The 16,022-nt window shown below is 71.5% G+C and carries 15 protein-coding genes; 3 read left to right on the plus strand and 12 right to left on the minus strand.

Annotation, left to right across the window (positions count from 1 at the left end; translation table 11 throughout):
* Nucleotide 1 precedes the first annotated feature (1 nt).
* From ACFVSL_RS12745 to ACFVSL_RS12760, 4 genes are all read right to left on the minus strand, one after another.
* The gene (locus ACFVSL_RS12745; protein WP_386941349.1) at nucleotides 2-985 is read right to left on the minus strand and encodes an ABC transporter permease; all 984 of its coding nucleotides are present in this window, start codon (nucleotides 983-985) and stop codon (nucleotides 2-4) included.
* Entirely contained in the window at nucleotides 982-1,788 is an 807-nt protein-coding gene (locus ACFVSL_RS12750) for an ABC transporter ATP-binding protein (RefSeq protein ID WP_386941350.1), read from the minus strand. The genes ACFVSL_RS12745 and ACFVSL_RS12750 overlap by 4 nt, the downstream gene beginning before the upstream one ends.
* Nucleotides 1,785-2,666, minus strand: coding sequence for an ABC transporter ATP-binding protein (locus tag ACFVSL_RS12755; protein ID WP_386941351.1), 882 nt, complete (start codon nucleotides 2,664-2,666; stop codon nucleotides 1,785-1,787). The genes ACFVSL_RS12750 and ACFVSL_RS12755 overlap by 4 nt, the downstream gene beginning before the upstream one ends.
* Nucleotides 2,667-2,730: 64 nt before the next feature.
* Complete coding sequence (locus ACFVSL_RS12760; RefSeq protein WP_386941352.1) at nucleotides 2,731-4,368, minus strand: ABC transporter substrate-binding protein; 1,638 nt, start codon at nucleotides 4,366-4,368, stop codon at nucleotides 2,731-2,733.
* A gap of 275 nt (nucleotides 4,369-4,643) precedes the next feature.
* Between ACFVSL_RS12760 and ACFVSL_RS12765 the strand changes: the two genes are divergently transcribed.
* A complete protein-coding gene (locus ACFVSL_RS12765; protein ID WP_386941353.1) occupies nucleotides 4,644-5,282 on the plus strand; it encodes a TetR/AcrR family transcriptional regulator in 639 nt (212 codons plus the stop codon).
* A 3-nt stretch (nucleotides 5,283-5,285) separates the two neighbouring features.
* Here ACFVSL_RS12765 and ACFVSL_RS12770 read toward each other — a convergent pair whose 3' ends face one another.
* From ACFVSL_RS12770 to ACFVSL_RS12795, 6 genes are all read right to left on the minus strand, one after another.
* On the minus strand, nucleotides 5,286-6,434 hold the full coding sequence (locus ACFVSL_RS12770; RefSeq protein WP_386941354.1) for a peptidoglycan-binding protein: 1,149 nt from the start codon (nucleotides 6,432-6,434) through the stop codon (nucleotides 5,286-5,288).
* Between the two features lie 129 nt (nucleotides 6,435-6,563).
* Nucleotides 6,564-7,295, minus strand: a complete 732-nt coding sequence (locus tag ACFVSL_RS12775) for a DsbA family protein (RefSeq protein WP_386941355.1) — start codon at nucleotides 7,293-7,295, stop codon at nucleotides 6,564-6,566.
* Between the two features lie 114 nt (nucleotides 7,296-7,409).
* Complete coding sequence (locus tag ACFVSL_RS12780; protein WP_386941356.1) at nucleotides 7,410-8,027, minus strand: DUF305 domain-containing protein; 618 nt, start codon at nucleotides 8,025-8,027, stop codon at nucleotides 7,410-7,412.
* 87 nt (nucleotides 8,028-8,114) lie between these two features.
* Complete coding sequence (locus ACFVSL_RS12785; protein WP_386941357.1) at nucleotides 8,115-8,648, minus strand: hypothetical protein; 534 nt, start codon at nucleotides 8,646-8,648, stop codon at nucleotides 8,115-8,117.
* Nucleotides 8,649-8,776: 128 nt separating this feature from the next.
* Complete coding sequence (locus tag ACFVSL_RS12790; RefSeq protein WP_386941358.1) at nucleotides 8,777-9,619, minus strand: class II glutamine amidotransferase; 843 nt, start codon at nucleotides 9,617-9,619, stop codon at nucleotides 8,777-8,779.
* Nucleotides 9,620-9,722: 103 nt separating this feature from the next.
* Nucleotides 9,723-11,174, minus strand: a complete 1,452-nt coding sequence (locus tag ACFVSL_RS12795; protein WP_386941359.1) for a DUF2252 domain-containing protein — start codon at nucleotides 11,172-11,174, stop codon at nucleotides 9,723-9,725.
* A 116-nt stretch (nucleotides 11,175-11,290) separates the two neighbouring features.
* Between ACFVSL_RS12795 and ACFVSL_RS12800 the strand changes: the two genes are divergently transcribed.
* Entirely contained in the window at nucleotides 11,291-11,869 is a 579-nt protein-coding gene (locus tag ACFVSL_RS12800; RefSeq protein WP_386941360.1) for a YdeI family protein, read from the plus strand.
* Between the two features lie 31 nt (nucleotides 11,870-11,900).
* On the opposite strand, the gene ACFVSL_RS12805 is transcribed toward ACFVSL_RS12800, so the two are convergent.
* Nucleotides 11,901-13,220, minus strand: coding sequence for a serine hydrolase domain-containing protein (locus tag ACFVSL_RS12805; RefSeq protein ID WP_386941361.1), 1,320 nt, complete (start codon nucleotides 13,218-13,220; stop codon nucleotides 11,901-11,903).
* A 199-nt stretch (nucleotides 13,221-13,419) separates the two neighbouring features.
* The gene (locus ACFVSL_RS12810) at nucleotides 13,420-14,727 is read right to left on the minus strand and encodes an ATP-dependent RecD-like DNA helicase (RefSeq protein WP_386941362.1); all 1,308 of its coding nucleotides are present in this window, start codon (nucleotides 14,725-14,727) and stop codon (nucleotides 13,420-13,422) included.
* A gap of 188 nt (nucleotides 14,728-14,915) precedes the next feature.
* Here ACFVSL_RS12810 and ACFVSL_RS12815 point away from each other — a divergent pair, with 188 nt between their 5' ends.
* Entirely contained in the window at nucleotides 14,916-15,962 is a 1,047-nt protein-coding gene (locus ACFVSL_RS12815) for a hypothetical protein (protein ID WP_386941363.1), read from the plus strand.
* Nucleotides 15,963-16,022 lie beyond the last annotated feature (60 nt).

Raw genomic sequence — 16,022 nt, forward strand, 5'->3', positions numbered from 1 at the left:
GTCAGGCCTCCAGCTGGCGGGCGCGCGGGTCGAGGATCGCGTAGGCGATGTCGGCGAGGATGTTCGCCGCGAGCACCGCGAGCGTGATGACCAGGAACAGGCCCTGCATGAGCGGGTAGTCCTTGGCGTTGGTCGCGTCGAGCAGCAGCTTGCCGACGCCCGGGTACGAGAAGACGAGCTCCATGACGAGGGTGCCGCCGACGATGAAGCCGAGCGAGAGCGCGAAGCTCGACAGCTGCGGCAGCATCGCGTTGCGGGCGGCGTAGCCGGTGACGACCTCGCGCTCGGGCAGGCCCTTCGCCTGCGCGACCGTGATGTAGTCCTCGTCGAGCACCGTGATCATCATGTTGCGCATGCCGAGGATCCAGCCGCCGAGCGAGGCGACGACGATCGTGAGCGCCGGCAGGGTGCCGTGGTAGATGACGCTGCCGATGAACTCGGCGTTGAACCCGGGGGTGACGCCCTTGTCGTAGGCGTGCGAGGCGGGGAACCAGCCGAGCGTCGTCGAGAAGATCGCGATCGCGATGAGGCCCATCCAGAAGTACGGCACCGTCGAGAAGAAGGTGGCGACGGGGAGGAGCGCGTCGGCCCTGCTGCCGCGCCGCCAGCCGATGAACGCGCCCGTCGCGGTGCCGAGCAGGAACGAGATGATCGTCGCGAGGCCGACGAGCCCGATGGTCCACGGCAGCGCGACGGCGATGACGTCGGTGACGGGCGAGAGCCCGTGCGAGAAGGAGCGACCGAGGTCGCCGCTCAGCAGCAGGCGCCAGTAGTCGAGGTACTGCTGCCAGAGCGGCGTTTCCTGGTCGAGACCGAACAGCGTGCGCAGGGCCGAGGCCGCCTCGGGGCTGATCTTGCCCTGGTTCTTCGCGAGGAACGCGGAGACGGGGTCGCCCTTCATCATGCGCGGCAGGAAGAAGTTGATCGTGATCGCCGCCCACAGGGTGACGAGGTAGAAGAGGACGCGTCGGACGATGAACCTCACGCGCGGGCTCCTTCGGCGCTCGGGGCCGCGAAGTGGCGGTCGGGGTCGGGGGATGCATCGCGCAGCGCGCGGGTGTACTCCTGCGTCGGACGCAGGATGACGTCGTCGGCGGGGCCTCGCTCGACCACCCGGCCGTGGTGGAGCACCATGATCTCGTCGCTGAAGTGGCGGGCGGTCGCGAGGTCGTGCGTGATGTAGAGCACGCCGAGCTGCGACTCGCGCTGGAGCTCGGCGAGGAGGTTCAGCACGCCGAGCCGGATCGAGACGTCGAGCATCGACACGGGCTCGTCGGCGACGAGGAGGCTCGGTCGCGAGGCGAGCGCCCTGGCGATCGCGACGCGCTGGCGCTGGCCGCCCGAGAGCTCGTGCGGCCGGCGGTCGATGACGCGGGCGGCGTCGAGTCGAACCCGCTCGAGGAGTCGGTGCACCTCGGCGTCGACCTCGTCGCGCGGCACGACCTTGTCGAGCCGCAACGGCCGCTCGAGGTGGTGGCGGATCGTGTGGTACGGATTCAGCGAGGCGAACGGGTCCTGGAAGACCATCCGCACCTGCGCGCGATACCGGCGCAGCGCGCGGCCCGACCGCGGGATCGGCTGCTCGTCGAGCAGCACCTGCCCCTCGCTCTGGCGTTCGAGCTGGGTGATGATCTTCGCGATGGTCGACTTGCCGCTGCCCGACTGGCCGACGAGTGCGAGGGTCTGGCCGCTGCGCAGGGTGAAGTCGACGTCGTCGAGGGCGAGCATCCGGCCCGCCCCGCGCACCCGGTAGCGCTTCGTGACGTGGCGGAATTCGAGGACGGTCATGCCGAGAGCTCCTGGGCGACGGTGGACGTGGTGAGCGGCGCGTTCGACGCGGCGCGCACGAAGTCGCCGCGGTCGCCGGTGAGGCTCGGGAACGAGCTCAGGAGGGTCCGCGTGTACTCGTGCTGCGGATCGCGGTAGAGGCGCTCGGCGGTGTCGAGCTCGACGATGCGGCCCTCGCGCATGACCGCGATGCGATCGGAGATCTCGAGGAGGAGCGGCAGGTCGTGTGTGATGAAGACGACCGAGAAGCCGAACTCGTGCCGCAGCTCCGAGATCTTGCGCAGGATGTCTCGCTGCACGAGCACGTCGAGGGCCGTCGTGGGCTCGTCCATGATCATGAGCTGGGGCCGGAGCGCGAGCGCCATCGCGATCATCACGCGCTGGCGCATGCCGCCCGAGAGCTCGTGGGCGAACGACTTCAGCCGGTCGCGGCCGACCCCGACGATCTCGAGCAGCTCGCCGCACTCGCGGGTGCGCTCGGCGCGGCTCATGCCGGGGCGGTGCGTCGTGAACACGTCGGCGAGCTGGCGGCCGATCGGGAGCACGGGGTTGAGCGCGTTCATCGCGCCCTGGAAGACCATCGACGCCTTGTTCCAGCGGAAGCGGCGCATCTCGTCGACGGTGAGGGCGCCGATCGAGACGTCCTCGCCGGACGCGTCGTGGAAGACGACCTCGCCCCCGGTGATGACGGCGGGCGGCTTCAGCAGCCGCTGCACCCCGTAGGCGAGGGTGGTCTTGCCGCAGCCCGACTCGCCGGCCAGGCCGAGGATCTCGCCCCGTCGGAGTTCGAGGCTGACCTCGCGAACCGCCTCGACAGGCGGGTCGCTCTCGTAGGTGACGCTGAAGTCGGTGATGGTGAGGAGGGCGTCGTCGCTCATGTGTCGTGTCTCTCACGTGGTGCGGGAGCCGGGCCGTCGCCGGCCCGGCTCCCGCTGGGGTGGATCAGTCGGCCGGCTGCAGCTTGGTCAGGATGTAGACCGCGGTCGGCTGCGTCGGGTCGGCGGGGGCGTACGGGTCGTCCTCGCCGGGCCATCCCACGTAATTGCGGGTGTTGTACTGGCCGATGAAGGGGCGCGTGCCGACGGGGATCGTCGGAACCTGCTCGACGAAGATCTTCTGCACCGACTCGAGGGCGGCGGTGCGGGTCTCGTCGTCGGTCGCGTTCGCGTACTCGGCGAGCGCGGCCGTCGCCTCGGGGCTGTCGAAGCGGCCGAAGTTGAAATCGGCGGCCTCGCCGATCGGCTTCAGGAAGCGGCCGTCCATCTGGTCGCTGTACAGGTCGTACGGCGTGGCGCCCGAGTCGGTCCAGTGCAGGATCGCCTGGAAGTCGCCCTCGCTCTTGGCCGCCCACCAGGTGTCGGCGTCGGGCGTGTCGACGGCCGCCTCGACGCCGAGCGCCTTGACGGAGTCGGCGATGAGGCTGATGCCGGTCACGTAGTCGTTCCAGCCCTGCGGGACGGTGAGGGTGAAGGTCACCGGCTCGCCGTCGGGGTCGACGAGGGTCTCGCCGTCCCAGGTGTACCCGGCGTCCGAGAGCACCTCCTTGGCGGCGTCGACGTCGACCGAGTACTCCTCGCCCTGGAACTCGTCGGCGATGTACGCGTCGCCGGCGGGGGTGGGCAGGCCGGTGACGCTCGTCAGCTCGGGCACGCCGCCCTCGCGGGCGATCTCCTGGTGCTTCTGCCGGTCGACGACGAGGTTGACGGCCTGGCGGAACGCGACGTCGTCGAAGGGCTTCGTCGTGGTGTTGACGAACATCGAGTCGGTGCCGAGGCCGGCCGCCGCCCAGTAGACGTTGTGCTCGGGGTCCTTGTCGAGGTAGGCCGACTGCACGTTCGGGATGAAGGCCTGCGCCCAGTCGGCGTCGCCGTTGGCGAGCGCCGTCGTGAGGGCCGTGTTCTCGGCGTACGACACGTAGTAGAGCGTCGGCACGGCGACCTCGCCGCCCCAGTAGTCGTCGCGCACCGTGAGCGTGACGGCCTGGCTGTCGAAGTTGCTCAGCACGTAGGGGCCGGTGCCGACCGGGTCCTCGTTGACGAACGTGGTCGGGTCGTCGACCTCGGACCAGACGTGCTCGGGGAGGATGAGCGTGTGCAGGACCTTGTCCTGCTTGACGAACATCGGCGCCGCGAACGTCACCGTCGCCACGTTGCCGTCGACCGAGACCTCGGAGATGCCGAGGGCCTTCGTGTCGAGGGCGGGGTTGCCCTTGATCAGCTCGAACGTGAAGGCGATGTCGTCGGCGGTGAAGTCCTCGCCGTCGTTCCACTTCACGCCGTCCCGGGCGGTCAGCTGCACCGAGGTGTAGTCGTCGGACCAGGCGATCTCCGACGCGAGCCACGGCACGACGTCGGCGCTCGGGTCGACGAGGTTCACGATGCCGAGGGGCTCGAAGATCGCGTTGGCGTAGCCGAGGCGCATCGCCGACGAGTCGCTGATCCAGGGGTTGTTGCCCTCGGTCGTGATCGGGCCGTCGGGCTTGGCGATGGTGAGGGCGGCGCCCGCTTCGGCGCCTCCTTCGTTCGAGTTTCCGCTCGTGCATCCGGTGAGCACGAGCGCGGCCGCGATACTCGCGGCCACCAATGCGGGCTTCAGCCTCACTGCTGTCTCCTCAGGGTTCGTCGTCCGGCTCGGCCGGATCGGATGTGATCGTCACTGCGCGGCGCGTGCCTCTCGATGCCCTGAGATGGGGCGGTGCGGACGTCGCTGTCACAGCGTGGTGTGGTGCTCGCGATTTACCTTACTGACAAGTCAGCAAATTGCAAGCGGGATGTCGCGGCGGTGACGCGCCGCCGCTTCCGTCGACGATGATCGGCATAGACTTACCGGTCGGAAGGTCATCGAGAGGGGGCAGGATGTCGGACACCGTGAAGCGGCCTCGCTCGCGCCCCGAGACGCTCGCGAAGCGCCGCGAGATCCTGCAGGCGGCGACCGAGGTCTTCGGCAGCAAGGGCTACACGAACGGCACGCTGGTCGAGATCGCCGAACACGTCGGAATGACACACGCCGGAATCCTGCACCACTTCGGCTCGAAGGACCAACTGCTGATGGAGGTCCTCACCTATCGCGACCAGAGCGACGTCGCCGACCTCGAGGAGCAGCACATCCCGGGCGGGATCGAGCTCTTCCGCCACCTCGTGCGCACGGCGTTCGCCAACGCGCAGCGGGCCGGCATCGTCCAGGCGTTCGTCGTGCTGTCGGGCGAGTCGGTGACCGATGCCCATCCCGCCCAGGCGTACTTCTCCGAGCGCTACCGCGTCCTCCGCGGGCAGGTCGTCGAGGCGTTCGGCGTCGTCTGCGCCGAGCGCGGCGTCAGCGACACGCACGCCGTGTCGAACGCCGCGGCCGCGATCATCGCGGTCATGGACGGCCTGCAGGTGCAGTGGCTGCACGCTCCCGACGAGGTCGGGCTCGCCGAGGCGACCGAGTTCGCGATCGAGGCGATCGTCTCGGCGGTGCTCGATCCCCGGCCATCCCCCCTCGCGGGCGACTGAGCGCTAGCCCTCCGCGCTCGGCGGCTCCGTCGACGGCTCGGGCTCGAGGCTCGCAGCGTCGGCCGCCTGATGTTCGGCGACCGCCCGTTCGAAGGCGGCGATCGTGGCGGCGTCGACCGCCCCGGTCGGGTCGACGCCCAGTTCGACCTGGAAGGCCTGCACCGCCTCGGTCAGCTCGTCGGTCCACTTCCCGTCGACCGGGCCGTCCCAGAACCCGAGCAGCTTGAGCGTCTGCTGGACCGCGGCGGTCGAGGCCAGGGAGTCCTGCGCCGCCGCGCCGCCGAGCGCGAGCAGCTCGGCCTGCAGGGCGGCCGCGGTCGCCTTGTCGACGGTGCCCGTCACCGGCAGGCCGTTGGCCTTCTGCAGGTCCTCGATCGCCTGCACGGTCATCGGGCCGGAGACCCCGTCGACGGTGCCCGCGTAGTAGCCCGTCGCCGCGAGGTCCTGCTGCAGTGCCAGCGTGTACGCGCCGACCGCGGCCTCGGCCTGCACCTGCTGGTCGTCGGTGAGGCACCCGGCATCGGCGAACAGGTTCAGCCACGCCATCTCGAGGGCGACCACCGCGCTGTTGAACTGCTCGGACGCCTCCGCCAGCGGCGTCTCCTCGGTGACCGCGGCCTGGGCGTCGGCGAACTCCGCGTCGGCCTGCTTCACCCGGTCGACAGATGCCGTCGGCGCCAGCGGTGCTGCGGTCGGCGGCGCGGTCGACGGGACGGCCGGCGAACCGGTCGGGCCCGCCTCGGCCACGGCGAGCGCGGCGCGGGCGTCCGCCAGCTCCTGCTGGGCGACCACGAGCTCCTGCTGGGCCTCGACCGCCGACTCGGCGCCGTCGAAGGCGTCGTCCCGGGGTTCGGTGAGGTCGGCTCCCGCCTCGCGCACGTCGCCGACGGTCGGTGCCGTCTCGGCGAGCACGTCGCCGTACCGGTCGAGCGCGGCGATGTAGCTCTTGCTCGCCCCGCAGAACTCGGCCGAGGCCTCGGTGAGCTCCGCCTCGGCCGCCGCGACGGCCTTCTCCTTCGCCGTGACCTGCGCCTTGGCCCGGTCGACGCTGCTCATGCCCTCCGTGCAGCCGGTGAGTCCCACCGTCAGTGCGACGGCGCACGCCGCTCCGGCGGCGGCCACGAGATACGCCGGCACCCGCGTTCGATCCATCACCACGTGCCGCCCCCGATCGTGATCAGAAAACCTGGCTCATCATGGCACTCGGGCGCGCTCGCGGCGTCACCTCTTCTGAACGACTCGCGGCCCGCCCACCCGGGCCGCGGCGCGTGCAGGCCCCCGCTACTCCCCCGCGGCCTCGAGCGCCGCCTCGATCCCCGCCTGCAGGTCGTCGTAGGCCTCGAGCCTGAGCTTCTCGTCGTCCACGAAGAAGGTCGGCGTCGACTGCACGCCGAGCGCGACGCCGTCGATGCGGTCGGACTCGACGCGGGCGAGCGTGGCGGGGTCGGCGACGGCCGCGTCGTACGCCGCGAGGTCGAGCCCGAGCTCGCCCGCGAACTCGCGGAAGAGCGGAGCCCGCGACTCGCGCTGCTCGCCCCATTCGGCCTGCGTCGCGAAGAGCTTCGCGTACATCGGCTCGAATGCGCCCTGCTGAGCGGCGGCTTCGGCGGCGACCGCGGCGTTGCGCGAGTTCAGGTGGCCGTCGAGCGGGAAGTAGCGCGTGACGAACGTCACCTCGCCGGCGTACTCCTCGCGCAGCTGCTCCACGAGCGGGAAGAACGCCCCGCACGCCTCGCACTCGAAGTCGAGGAACTCGACGACGGTGACCCCGCTCGTTCCGGGCTCGCCGAGGACGTGGCTGTCGGCGCGCACCGTGGGGGCGGCGGCATCCGAGGAGGACTGGCCCGCGCCGCCCGACGCCGGCGGCGCCGTCTGCGGCCGGAGCAGTGCGAACGCGAGCGCGACGATCGCGATGAAGGCCGCGATGAGGGCGACGTTCACCCAGACGATCCTCCGGCGTCGGGATGCCTCGGCGCCGGCCTTCGCCGCGGGCTTCGGGGTGTTCTCGGTCATGGGGTGCTCCTCCGGATCGGTTGCAGGGGTCGGCGGTCGGGCGTCGTGCCGCGCCGGCGTCGCGCCGCCTCGGATTCCCGGGCGGCGCGACGCGACAGCGGCTGCGGCGAGCCGCTATCCACGCGGAGACGCGCCGAGCAGCTCCTGCATCAGCGCGATCTCGTCGGACTGGGTGGCGACGATGCGTTCGGCCATCGCCACCGCGTCGGGGTGCTCGCCGTCGGCGATCTCGGCCTCGGCCATCTCGACCGCGCCCTCGTGGTGCACGATCATCTGCTCGAGGTAGAGCCGCTCGGCCTCGGCGCCGGCGGCGGCCTCGAGCGCGACGAGGTCGTCCTCCGACATCATGCCGTCGCCGTGGTCCATGCCGCCCATGTCGGCCTCCCCCTGGCCCCATTCGGCGAGCCAGTCGCGCAGCTGGTCGATCTCGGGCTGCTGGGCCGCCATGACGCCCTCGGCGAGCGCCCGGACCGGGTCGCTCAGCTCGGGCTCGGCGAGCAGGAGCTCGCTCATCTCGATCGCCTGCTCGTGGTGCGGGATCATCATCGTCGCGAAGGCGACGTCGGCGCCGTTCGCGCCCGCCGCCGAGGCGGCGCTCGAATCGGTCGCGGGGGTCGAGGCGGAGCCGTCGCCGTGGTCCATGCCCTCCATCGAGCTGTCGGCGCAGCCGGCGAGCGCGAGGGCGGTGGCCGCCGCGGCGGCCGTGATCAGGAGCTTTCGTGCAGTTCGCATCAGTGTTCTTCCATTCGTCGGGGTCGATCGGGTGACTGCCGACGGGCATGGCGAAGCCACGCCCGGTCGACGGGCGCCGGGTTCGACTCAGGTGCGACTGATGGAGAGAACGGTGAGATCGGGTCGGTGCAGGTGCGGGGGGATGACCCGGAGGAGCGCGGCCAGCAGCGTCGCACCGCGCTCGAGCAGGCGACGGAACACGGCCGGACCGCCCGCGAGCAGCACGAACGCGACGAGCACGAGCAGCATCGCGCAGCTCATCACCATGAGCGCGCAATCGCTCAGCGCGCTCATGCACGCCTCGTCGCAGGCGACAGCCTCACCGGCCGAGGCGACGACTGACGCGACGAGCGCCGTCGTGCCGAGGCCCGCGGGCGCGTGGTGCTCCGCGGCGGAGGCGGCGGGCGACGCGGCCTGGTCGCCCTTGCCCGGCTCGGTCACGGCGTGCGCCTGCGCCCCGTGCGCGACGGCACCGGCGGCGGCGTGCTCGGCACCCGACCCCGCCGTGTGCATCGCGAGCAGCCCGACGAGCACCGCGGCCACGCCGAGCAGTGCGAGCAGTGCCCGGCGCACCGCGCCGATGCGTGAACGGCCGGCAGCACGGGCCGCGCTCGACGACATCGCACCTCCTGGCCGGGACACTCGCGGATCACCGCGGCGATGCCGCGGACGAATACCCCCCGAGCGTACTGCACGGTGCGAGGCGACCGGCTGGGAATCCGCCGGGCGCCGAAGGCCGCGCGGGCGGACTACTCGGCGTTCTCGAGGAACGGCTCGTGCCGGTACTGCCCGTCCTCGAGGATCGCGACGGTCGCCTCCGGCACCTCGACGAAGGCGCCGGGCAGGTTGCTGAGCGGCTCGGACACGATGACGCGCGCGCGGGCGCCGAATCCCCGCAGCCGCTCCTCCTCGGGATACATCTCCTGGAGGGTCGCCATGGCGATCGAGTGGAACAGGGTGCGGGTGCGCCCCGCCGACGAGTACCGGAACGCCCACACGACTGAGCCGTCGGAGACCGCGATGGTGCCCTGCATCGGGAACTCGACGTCGTGCGAATGGCCGATCTCCTCGATCTTGCGGACCGCCGCGGTCATCGCGGCGACCGGGTCGTCGCGGAGCCCCAGCGTGAGGGCGAGATAGAACAGCAGCTCGGAGTCGGTCGTGCCCCGGATGAGCGGGTAGAACTCGGGCGCCACCGCGAGCGCGAGGTCGCGCCGCACGCGGGACAGGCCGGCGAGGGCGCCGTTGTGCATGAACAGCCAGTTGTCGTGACGGAACGGATGGCAGTTCGTCTGCTGGATCGGCGGACCGGCCGCCGCGCGCACGTGCGCGAAGAAGAGCGGGCTCTCGATCGCGTGCGTGATCTCGCGCAGGTTCTCGTCGTGCCACGCCGGCTCGATGCTGTGGAAGAACGTGGGCGCCGTCCCGGCCACGGCGTCCGTCGGGTACCAGCCGACGCCGAACCCGTCGCCGTTGACGGTCTCGGCGCCGAGCGGAGAGTTCAGCGACTGGGCGACGAGCGAGTTCTGCGTGTCGAGGATGAGCTTCGAGAGTTGGATCGGCTCACCCGAGTACGCCAGCCAGCGGCACATGATGCTCCCTCCCCAGGGGGTTACGGATGCCTCTGGGGAGAGCGTACGCCGAATCGCCACGCGGCGGCAGGCCGAGGCGTCCGCGCGCCGATGAATGCGACGCTCAGGCGGAGGCGGCCGCCTCGAGACGCCCCGACGCGACCGCGTCGAGCAGTGCCCGATGGTCGCGCGCGTTCTGCTCGGCGTACGTTGCGGCGAACCCCGCGATCGCCTCGTCGAAGCGGTCGCTCGAGCCGAGGTACGCGGCGATCGCGACCCGGTCGCCCGAGCGCGCGTGGGCCCGGGCGAGCGTTGCACCGCAGATCCGCGCATATAGGCGCAGGGACTCGAGCGGAAGGACGTCGAGGTCGATCGAACCCTTCCAGTCGTGCAGCTGCCGCACGGTGTAGTCGCGCTCGACACCGTCATGGCCGGTCACGCGCTGCCATCCGAGGCACAGGTCGCTCGCCGCCTGCATGAGGCGCTGGCCGCGCACGACGCGCTCACCGTGGTGCGCGAACTCGCTCGGCGGCAGGAATCGCTCGAGCACCGAGGCCTCGGCCTGCTTGGCCTGCAGCAGGAGCCGATCGTCGTCGTCCCGTCCGCGGAGCAGCAGGATCCACGCCCGCATGCCGACGCTGCCGACGCCGACGACCTTGCGCGCCATGTGCGCGTAGCGGTACTCGGCCAGCGGGTGCCTCGCGAGCGGCAGCGTGGCCTGGTAGTCGCGCAGCAGCCGGCGGAGCTCGCGCTCGTCGTCCTCGGCCGAGCGGCCCTCGGGCCTGAGATCCTCGAGCGGCACGATGAGCGGCGGATCGGCGATGATCCGCAGCTCGCCGTCGACGACCTCGACCAGCTTGCTCGCCGCCCTGATGCTGTCGCGGGTGCGCGCCTTCGCGAGCCCCGCCTCGGTGCGCTTCACCTGCTTCGAGTCGACGTGATCGGCACGGTGCTCGGCCTGCACGAGCGCGAGGAACTGCTCGGCGTCGAGGCGGTCGTACCAGGCGTCGAGCACCCGCTCCTCGGCCGCGTGCGTCATCTGCTCGCGATAGCCGCGCGCCGCCGCGAGCGCGATGCTCCGCCGCTCCTTCGCGCCGAATCCGCGATGCCGCCCAGCGACCTCGCAGCTCGCCGCGAGACGGGCCACGTCCCACTCCCACGGGCCGGGCAGGGTCTCGTCGAAGTCGTTGATGTCGAACACGAGCCGGCGCTCGGGGGTGCCGAAGACCCCGAAGTTCGAGAGGTGCGCATCGCCGCAGAGCTGCACGGTGAGCCCCGAGACGGGCATCGATGCGAGATCGGCGGCCATGATGAGCGCGGCGCCGCGGAAGAACGCGAACGCGGAGGTCATCATGCGGGCGTGCCGGATCGGCACGAGCTCGGGAACCCTGGTCGCCGCCTGCTCCTCGAGGAGACCGACCGGGTCGGGCCGGTCGGGCGCCGGCGACCAGTCGGCCGGCGAGTCGCGCGGTGCGCGCCGCCTCGCGGCCCGCCCGAGCTCTGCGCGAGCGGCGAAATCACTCGCGTCGACGTTCGCGTCATCGCCCTCGGGCGATGCGACCGACCATTCGTCCATTGGCAGTCCGGCTTCCGATGATCCGTTGAGCGACGAGCGGATGCTCGGCACCAGTATCGCAGCGGTGGTGAGCGGCGCCCGGCGCGACGCTCCGCACCGTTCGCTAGCCTGTCGGCATGGCCGACGGCGACGCATCCGAGTACTTCCAGCCCGAGTCCCGCGCGGCATGGCGCGCCTGGCTGCTCGAGCACCAGGGCCGAGCGGACGGCGTCTGGTTCGTCTCGTGGCGCACCGCCACCGGGCGCCCGCGCATCCCCTACGAGGACGCGGTCATGGAGGCGCTCGCCGTCGGCTGGATCGACGGCCAGGCGAAGACCCTCGACGACGAGCGGCACGGGCAGTGGTTCTCGCCGCGCAAGCCGCGCAGCCCCTGGGCGGCGACGAACAAGGCGCGCGTCGAGCGCATCGAGGCCGAGGGCTACATGCAGCCCGCCGGTCGCGCCGCGATCGAGGCGGCGAAGGCGAACGGCATGTGGACCGTGTTCGACGACGCCGACCGGCTCGTCGAGCCGGCCGAGCTGACCGCCCTGCTCGATGCCGACCCGGCCGCCCGTGCCAACTGGGAGTCGTTCCCCGCCTCGGTGCGGCGGTGGGCCCTCTCGCAGATCGCCCTCGCCTCGATCGGGTCGAAGGCCAAGCGCATCGCGGAGATCGCTCGCAAGGCGGCCGCCGGAGAGCGCCCCGGCCCGCGCTGAGCCGTCGGCGACGGCCGACGGGCCGGGCGGACTACCCCTCCGCCGGCTTCTCGCCCTCGGCCTCGACGGCGTCGGCCGCCGTCGGGCACAGCGCGAGCTCCTGCATCTTGGCCGTCGCCTGCTCGAGCGACCACGGCAGCTCGACGAGCGGCTGCTCGCGGCCCTCGCTCGCCTTGGCCTTCGACCCGATCGAGGCGAGGGCGAACGCCGCCTCGCGTGCGAAGGCCTCGCCCGAGGTCGAGTTGTTGAGCGCGATGACGACCGTGAGCCCGGTCTCGGGGTCCGTGAACGCGGCGGTCAGCGAACCGGCCGACTCCCCCGCGGTGCCGCGCAACGGACCGTACTGGGCGCCGCCGAGGCCGAACTGCTCCCAGACCGGCGCGTCGCCGCCGAGATGCTCCGTCGTCCACAGCTCGCGGGCGCTGTGCTCGCCGACGATGGCCCCGGTCGCGAAGGCCTCGCTCAACCGCCGGGTGTCGTCGAGGTCCGACCTCGCCCCCGCTGCGGAGGCGCCCATCGAGCTCGACTGGGCGGAGTCGTCGTGGATCACCGTGCAGTCGAGCTTGCCGTCGGCGCCGGTTCCCGCCGCGTAGGCGCCGAGGCTCCCCTCGTGACGCGTGTCGCCGGGCACCGGGATCTCGGTGTCGTCGAGGCCGAGGGGCTCGAGCACGTACTCCTCGGCGAGCTGGCTCCAGTCGCGCCCGGTCGCCTCCTCCATGGCGCGGGCGAGCAGCAGCACACCGGTGCGCGAGTACGCCCATACTTCGCCGGGCTGCCCGGTGCGGGTGGTCGCGAGACCGCCGGCGAGCAGCTCGTTCGGCGACCAGATGCGCTCGGGGTTCGTGATGAAGTGCGCCTCGAGCCCCGGGTAGTAGTCGGCGATGCCCGAGGTGTGGCGGCACAGCTGCTCGAGGGTGATGCCCTCGAGTCCCGGCACCCGGTCGACGTACTCGGAGACCTGGTCGTCGAGCGAGAGCGTGCCGGCGTCGACGAGGCGCAACAGGATGAGACACGTGATCTCGGACGTCACCGTGGTGAGGTGGAAGCCGGTCTCCTCGGTCACCTTCGGCGAGTTCTCGCGGAAGTCGACGGTGCCGGTCGCGCCGGTCCATCCGCCCGACCACGGCGACCAGACGCCGGCGACGCCGCCGCTCGAACCGCTGAGCGCGACGGCCTGCTCGAGCACCTGGTCGAGCTGCTCGGCGACGTCGGCGCTGTAGGCGGCGTCGACGGGCTCGAACCGGCTCGACGGATCGACGGATCCGCCGGTGCACCCGGCGAGCGCGAGGACGGCGATGATCGCCGCGAGTGCCGAAGCCGCTCGCCGCCTGCCCCCAGTACGGTCAGCCACCGTGCCCCCTCAGCCGTGTGTCCGGTCAAATTGTAACCCGCGATGCGGGATTCGCCCGGCTGGGCGGGCGACGAGGGGGCGGTCGGATCTCCCCCTCAGAGGGTTATGTCCGGACGCGCGCGGATGGTTCCCGACGCGTCGCTCCGGATGCGCGCGCCGAGCCGCCGGACGTCGCCCGGCCGCGGCTGCGCACGACGGCTCAGCGGGCGGCGGTGCCGATCTCGCGGGCGGCGCCCGCCATGAAGCGCTCGACGTTGCGGTCGACGATGATGTCGCTCGGCCGCAGCGGCCGCTGCAGGTACAGGCCCTCGAGCGAGGTGAGCCGGCTCAGCGCGACGTACGTCTGGCCCGGGCTGAAGACGCGCGGTCCGAGGTCGACGATCGCCGTGTCGTAGCTCGCGCCCTGCGACTTGTGGATCGTCACCGCCCAGGCCAGCCGCAGCGGGAACTGGGTGAACTCGGCGACGACCTCCTTCTCGAGCTTCTTGCGCGTCGGATCCCAGGTGTAGCGGTACTTCTCCCAGGTGACGGGCTCGATCTCGTGCTCCTCGCCGTCGATCTCGACCCGCACCTCGCGCTTGAGCGAGGTGATCGTGCCGATCGTGCCGTTGACCCAGCGCTGCCCCTCCGGGCCGATCGCCGTGTCGTTGCGGAGGAACATCACCTGCGCGCCGACCTTCAGCTCGAGCCGCTCGTCGGCGGGGAACGCCCGGCCGCCGAAGTCGCCGTTCACGTCGGCGGCGTTCGCCTTCGAGGTGCCGGGGAGGCGCTTCAGCGCGGTGGCGTTGATGCGGTTCACCGTGCTGTTCGTCGTGGCGAGGGTGATCGCGCCCTGCTCGGGCAGTGGGCGCCGGGCGCCGACCCCGTTGAGGATGCCGGCCATCTCGGCCGTCACCCGCCCGTGCCGCACGGCGTTGAGCAGCTGCTTGAACTCGTCGTCGTGCTGGCGGTGGATCTCGCCGAGCTCGAAGATCTTGAGGTCGGCCTCGCGCCAGACCTTCGCGTCGAAGAACCACATCGAGTCGTAGGTGTCGGCGAAGTACGCCCGCTCGTCGGCATCGCCGGGCACCGGCGCGAGCTGGTACGGGTCGCCGAAGAGCACGACCTGCGCGCCGCCGAACGGCTCGAGCGGCCGCTGCCGCGCCTGCCGCAGCGAGCGGTCCATCGCGTCCATCAGGTCGGCGTTCACCATCGACACCTCGTCGACGACGAGCGTGTCCATCGCGTTGAGGATCTTGCGGACGGTGTCGTTCTGGTCGATGTCGTGGTCGGCGATGACCCCGATCGGCAGGCGGAACAGCGAGTGGATCGTCTGCCCGCCCACGTTCAGTGCGGCGACCCCGGTCGGTGCGCAGATCACGATCTGCTTCTTCGTCTGCCAGTTGAGGTGGTTGAGCAGCGTCGACTTGCCGGTGCCCGCACGCCCGGTGACGAAGACGTGCTCGCGGGTGTCCTCGATCGCCTGGAACACCGCGGCCTGTTCGCGGGAGAGGGTCACGTTCTGCACGGCGGTCTTTCGATGGGGCGGATGTCTCGGGCCGACGCCGCGCCGGGGGGCCCGCGCGGCGGCGCTCCCACTGTAACCGCGTACGGGGGCGGCCCGGGCCCGCGGGGCCGACTCCGTGGCATCCGCGTCGTTCGCACCGGCTGTGGAGATGCCCAGCTTCGCCTCGCCGCGAAACATAGACTGTGCGGGTGGGGAATGCTGGCGAGGTGCGGAGCCGGGTCTCGCTGCTGGCCGTCGCCGGGTGGGCCGGGCTCGCCGCGCTCCTCATCGCCGCGTTCCTGGCCGCGCTCGGCGGACTGAACCAGTCGATCTACGGTGCGTCGAGCTTCGTGCAGGGCTACCTCGAGGCCATCGCCGACGACGACATCGCGACCGCGTCGACGACGCCCGGCGTCGCCCTCGACGACGCCACGCTGGAGGAGCTCGGCCTGCCCGCCGACATCTCGACGGCGATGCTCCGATCGGGGGTCGTCGAGTCGGCGCCCGAGGACATCGAGATCGTCGACGACGTCACGAACCCCGACGGCAGCCACACGGTGACGGCGAGCTACCGCCTCGGCACCGAGATCACCGAGTCGACCTTCGAGGTGCGTCCGATCGAGCCGCTCTACGGGGTGCTCGCCCGATGGGAGTTCGCCGACAGCCCGCTCGCCGTGATCGACGTGACCGCGGCCCACAACCCGCTCTTCACCGTCGGCACGCTGACCCTCGACACCCGCGCGACGAAGACCGGCGACGAGCTCGCCGCGTTCACCCAGGTCGCCCAGTACCTCGCCATCGCCCCCGCCGTCTACGAGTTCTCGTACGACTCGCCCCTGCTCGCGGCACCGCACGTGACGGTTCCGGCGAGCGCGGCCGAGCAGGTCGCCGTCACGGTCGACGCCCAGCCCACCCCGGCATTCGTCGAGCGGGTGCAGACCAAGGTCGACGAGTACCTCGCCGCCTGCGCCGCGCAGAAGGTGCTGCAGCCCGCCGACTGCCCCTTCGGCATCGAGATCGACGACCGGGTCACGAGCGAACCGACCTGGAGCATCATCACGACCCCCCAGGTGACGCTCACCGCCGGCGAGGACTCGTTCGACATGCCGCCCACCGAGGGCGTCGCGCACATCTCGGTCGAGGTGCAGGACCTCTTCGACGGCCACTACTACACGCTCGAGGAGGATCGCCCGTTCACCCTCGCGCTCGCGGCGACGATCCGCCCCGACGGGTCGATCGCGATCCAGCTGCAGTAGCGCGTCGCCGGCCCTGCCGCTCGCGCAGGATCTCGGGCGCCATGGTGCCCTGACACCCGG

Source organism: Agromyces sp. NPDC058064, assembly GCF_042885275.1.
Classification (GTDB): Bacteria; Actinomycetota; Actinomycetes; order Actinomycetales; family Microbacteriaceae; genus Agromyces.